4 protein-coding genes and 1 pseudogene are annotated in these 4,849 nt (G+C 69.4%); 2 read left to right on the top strand and 3 right to left on the bottom strand.

Annotated elements, in window-relative coordinates; translation table 11 throughout:
* Window positions 1-143 precede the first annotated feature (143 nt).
* Window positions 144-443 (top strand): hypothetical protein, encoded by a 300-nt coding sequence (locus E1283_RS31790; protein ID WP_132821634.1) that lies wholly within the window; start codon window positions 144-146, stop codon window positions 441-443.
* Between the two features lie 356 nt (window positions 444-799).
* The gene (locus E1283_RS31785; RefSeq protein ID WP_132821633.1) at window positions 800-2,341 is read left to right on the top strand and encodes a PQQ-dependent sugar dehydrogenase; all 1,542 of its coding nucleotides are present in this window, start codon (window positions 800-802) and stop codon (window positions 2,339-2,341) included.
* 82 nt (window positions 2,342-2,423) lie between these two features.
* On the opposite strand, the gene E1283_RS31780 is transcribed toward E1283_RS31785, so the two are convergent.
* The 3 genes and pseudogenes from E1283_RS31780 to E1283_RS31770 form a co-directional block, all read right to left on the bottom strand.
* Complete coding sequence (locus E1283_RS31780) at window positions 2,424-3,488, bottom strand: hypothetical protein (RefSeq protein WP_207930608.1); 1,065 nt, start codon at window positions 3,486-3,488, stop codon at window positions 2,424-2,426.
* Window positions 3,485-4,711: a hypothetical protein gene (locus E1283_RS31775; RefSeq protein WP_132821632.1), complete on the bottom strand. Its 1,227-nt coding sequence runs from the start codon at window positions 4,709-4,711 to the stop codon at window positions 3,485-3,487. Before E1283_RS31775 ends, E1283_RS31780 begins: the two co-directional genes overlap by 4 nt.
* Before the next feature lie 11 nt (window positions 4,712-4,722).
* A pseudogene (locus E1283_RS31770) lies at window positions 4,723-4,849 on the bottom strand (IS481 family transposase); the annotation flags it as partial.

Here is a 4,849-nt window from a genome sequence, read left to right as displayed (position 1 = left end):
CCTGTCCGCCAACACCATGTACTGGCAGGTCTCGCTCGGCCCGCTGCCCTCCGGCGACCCCGACCGGCTGCTCAGCTGCCGCAAGCGCCAGGGCCCCGGCCGGGCGGTGCTGTGGCGGGAGCAGGGGTGGTGAGGTGTTGGTGGTGCGGGTGACCGGAGGCATCGCGGGGGTGAACGACGTCGTCACGGTCGCGGCCGACGGCGCGGTCTCCGTGGAGCGCCGGTCTGGCGTCGAGGAACGGCGACTCGGCGAGCCGGCGTTGGCCCAGCTGACCGGGCTGCTCGGCGGCGCCGAGTTCGCCGCGCTGCCCTCGTACCGGTTCGGGACGTCGGTGGCGGACGGCTTCCAGTACCAGTTCGCGCACGGCGGGCGCACCGTCACGGCCGACCAGGGGAACCTCGTGCCGCCGTTGGGCGAGATCCTCGCCCTCCTCGGCCTCTGACGCGTGGTCTGTACACGCTCGTTCGGCATGGCTACGCTCTCCCCCGCCCGATCACGGATGTGACCGGGCATCAGGCGTTTCTCCGCCGGCGCCACCACCACCGTGACGCCGGCCCCGCCGCCGCCGGCCGCCACCGGGCTGCGTGGGCGGGCGTCGTGGCCGTCCGGGCGGTGCCGCCACGGGAGGTGGGCGAGAGCACGCCAGAGTGCTCCTGCGGCCTGGTGTGACGGGCGGGAAGCCGCTACCGTCCGGCCAGGCGTGCCGCTGTCGCCACACCTGACCCCAGTCCTCCTCGACGACTCCGGGTCCACGCACGCCCGTTCCGAGGAATCACCCCCTTCGCCTTTGGAGCCGACATGCAAAGACGACGCTGGGCGAGCGCGCTCCTCCTCGCCTTATCGCTGCCACTGCTCGCACCGGCGGCCGCGGCGGACTCCCCCGCCGGCCCCTCCGCCGGCCCCTCCGCGGAACCTGCCGCCTCGGCGGCGGTGCCGCTTGAGGAGGTCACCGCGAGCGCCACCCAGGTCGCGTCCGGGCTGCGTCGCCCCGTGGCCATCACGTCGCCCGACGACGGCACGAACCGGCTGTTCATCGTCGAGAAACGCGGCACCGTCCGCGTCTACCATCCCGACACCGGGCTGGCCGCCACCCCGCTGCTCGACGTCACCGCCTCGGTCGACGAGTCGGGCAACGAGCGCGGACTGCTCGGCATCGCCCTCGCCCCCGACTTCAACCGGAGCCAGGAGCTCTACCTGGCCTACACCGCGCGGCCCGACGGCGCGGTGACCCTCGGCAGGTACACCCTCGGCACCGGGACCCTGGAGCCGCTGATCTCCCAGGAGCACGCCGAGTACAGCAACCACAACGGCGGCCAACTCGCCTTCGGCCCCGACGGCTACCTCTACTGGAGCATCGGCGACGGCGGCGGCTCCGGCGACCCGTACAAGTCGGGCCAGCGCGTCGACACCCTGCTCGGCAAGATCCTCCGCGTCGACGTGAGCCGCAGCTGCGGGGCGCTCCCCTACTGCGTGCCCGCCGACAACCCCTACGTCGGTGTCGCCGGGGCCCGCGAGGAGATCTGGATCACCGGCGTCCGCAACCCGTGGCGTTTCTCCTTCGACCCGGCCGACGGCTCGCTGTGGATCGGCGACGTCGGGCAGGGCCGCTGGGAGGAGATCGACCACCTGCCGGCGGGTGAGCAGGCCGGCGCCAACCTCGGCTGGTCCTGCCACGAGGGCTACGAGGTGTTCGACCAGGCCCAGTGCGCGCCCGGCACCGACTACACCGACCCGGTCTTCACCTACTCCCCCTACACCGGCGGCTGCGCCGTCATCGGCGGCCGCGTCTACCGCGGCGAGCAGTACGCCGACCTGGTGGGCGGCACCTACATCGCCACCGACTACTGCTCCTCCACGGTGTGGGCGCTCCGCGAGGACGGTGCCGGCGGCTACCTCCAGGCCGAGATCGGCGAGATGCCCACCCAGGTCACGGCGTTCGGCACCACGGCCGACGGCGAGTTCTACGTCGTCAACGACCTGCCGGGCGGCCTGCACCGGGTGGAGTTCGCGCGCACCACGCCGACCTGCCGCGTCGACCTGGACGTCACCACCTGGGGCACCGGTCTGACCGTCGACATCACCCTGACCAACACCGGCACGGCGCCGATCAACGGCTGGCGCCTGGAGTTCCCGTTGCCGCTCGGCCAGACGGTCGTCTCCGACTGGAACACGGACCTCGCCCAGTCCGGTGACATCGTCAGAGCCAACAGCGCCACCCACAACGCCGCGATCGCGCCCGGCGCGAGCATCACCCTCGGCTATCTGGCCAGCCACACGGGCGACGCCTCGCCGCCCGGCCGCTTCAACCTCAACGACCGGCCCTGCGTCGTCAGTCGCTGAGCCTCTGTCGGGAGCCGGTCCGTCCGCCACACCCACGTCGGACGGACCGGCCCTGTTCACCTAGTTCGCCGGCGGGCCCAGCTCAGAACCAGGCCCCCGCCGCCCCGTCGCCATCCTGGTCCACGTCTGGCGCACCCTCCTCGTCGCCCGGGTCGAAGATCCGGAAGAAGTCCTGAGCCTCCTCGACCTTGCCAGCACCCCGTAGATACTCGGCAAACCGCCAGGCCAGGTGATGCATTTCAGGTGTGTCCCGCCCGAGACGGAGCCATTCCATCAACGCCTCGGCAACTACATCTGCCGCTTCGGGCGGCGGTTCCTTAACACGCTCCTCCTGCTCCACGGGCGGCTCCGAGAGGACCGGATGGACCAGGTCGCGGAAGGGTGGCATCACCTCCGAGTTGTTGGCGGCCGCGGAGAGCCGGGCAAGGATCCCGATGCGATCGACCGTACCCTCCACCTGCTCGTCGTTCCTGGACAGCCACCAGACCACCGTGCTTCCCGTATCTTTGAGGACGTCGTTGGTGAGATAGGCCCGCTTGTTCTTCTCGTAGTTGCGCTCGTGTTCCCAGACCTGCTCGTCCTTGCGTACGTCGGAAAGCCTGACGAGCCGGGCGTGGTCGGACTCGGAGAGGGTCAGCGTGACGTTCCTGGCCATGGCCAGGACCCGGCCGGTGGGGTCCGCCTCCATCACACCCAAATAGCCGTTGAGTTGATGCTGGGCGAGTGTGCTGCTCGTGGGGTACTGCCGCACCGCAAACGCGCGCGCTCGGAGCAGGACGGCCTGGACCGCGATCCCACCAGGGTCGAAGGAGGAGGGTACGTCAATCTCCTGGGGGACCCACCGCACGGTCGCCGAGAACAGGAAGTCGTAGTCAGGGGCGGCGCTGGGTAGCGCCACCTGAGCTACCCGGCACTCCTGTCGGAGCGGAGGGGGTATTGGGAGATCGGGCTCCAGGGTGTTCTCCGGCGGGATGTACCCGGAAGCTGGCGCTTTCGCGCGCATGCTGACGACGAGACAGATCAGCAGAGCGGCGGCAAGTGACGGCCAGAGCCACCCAGACCAGTCCACGCAGAGCTCAACAATAGCCAGCACCAGGGCTGAGATGGTGGCAATGAAGGCGGCCAGTGTTCGGTGTCCTGAGCTCATGAAGCCGTCTCCGGTCGGCGATGAGGTGGGGAGAGCGTGGACGTCGAGGCAGTTTCGATGCCCTGCGCCATGTCAAGGGCACGGCTGAATCGTTCGGCGACAAGTCCACGCTCGGTTCGTGCGGTGGCGGATGCTCGGGCCCAGCGCTGCGAAATGACGAACAACCGGCTGATCGACCGCGGTTGGCAGGCCCCCGCGTACGCCAAGGTGGTGAGCAATCGGTCACGACTGGACAGGCTGTCGACCGCGGCGTCTAGCCAGTACCGCACATGAGGTGCCCACTCCTGGGGCGGTCTGTGCTCCAAGACGAGGGACCAGCCCGTGACGAGACGCTCTCGGATGGTCGACCTGGCGAGGAACGCCGCGGTGCGGCAGACCTGGTCTGCCAGAGCCAGGAAGATTTGGGCGTCGGCCGGTGGCCGCGCCTCGGAATCGACGCGCTGTCCGGTGAGTCGACGGAGTAACAGTCCGCACAGCCGGCTCTCCCCGGCGGCGAGCCCGAACAGCGCATCCCACGCTGGGCGCCGTTCATACTCGCTCTCGGCTCGGGCCAGGTGATGGAGTCTGACCAACGCCTGGTCTGAATGGCTCACTGCCATCACACGGGAACAGACCACCGTCAGCATCGTGCGGAATCCGTTCGGGAGCCCCGGTTCGGTCACCCAGTCAAGGATCCGACGCCGCACGACCCGGCCATGAACCTCATGCCGTAGCCCTTCGGCCAAGGCCTGGGTGGCGTCCGGCAAGAGTGCCTGCGATTCCCCGTGAGAGGTCCAGTCGCGGGCGAGCGACATCAACTCCTCGGGGCGGTCGATCCGCAGCGTTTGCTCCGCGAATCGCTCTACCAAGTGGTGGCGATCGTCACGTTCCAAGCTCAGATCGCGTGCGCAGTCACCGACCCACATCCGGAAACCAGGGCGTAGATCGGGAAAGTACGTCCAGAAGTGCGCCCGGACGGCCATGTCCAGGCCAGCGGTCTGGAAACGTACCCGGCCGTCCAGGTCGGTTCCGGCACGGATTCCCGCCAGATCCGTCGTGAGATCGGAGCGATCCAGCCGGGGGCGTTCGTCGGCGGGATGGCTCACGCGTCGCAGAAGTTGTGCCGAGGCCTGGGAAATCGTGTCCGCAGCCGCGCCATGCAGCATGGCCACCGTCAATGCCAAGGCACGCCGTCGCCCGTCGTCGAGTCCGGCGATCAGTGCCGCCGCCTCTGAGCCGTCCACAGTGATCCGGCCTAGGTGTATTGCCCTGTGAGGTTGGGGACGCGGCTGGTGGGTGGTTTGCCTGCGAGTGCGGTGTGTCCGCGGTGGTGATTGTAGGTGTGGAGCCAGTCGGGGAAGGCGTCGCGTCGTTCCTGCTCT

This window comes from Streptomyces hainanensis, assembly GCF_004348415.1.
Classification (GTDB): domain Bacteria; phylum Actinomycetota; class Actinomycetes; order Streptomycetales; family Streptomycetaceae; genus Streptomyces; species Streptomyces hainanensis.
This window is presented reverse-complemented; position numbering and strand designations above follow the sequence as displayed.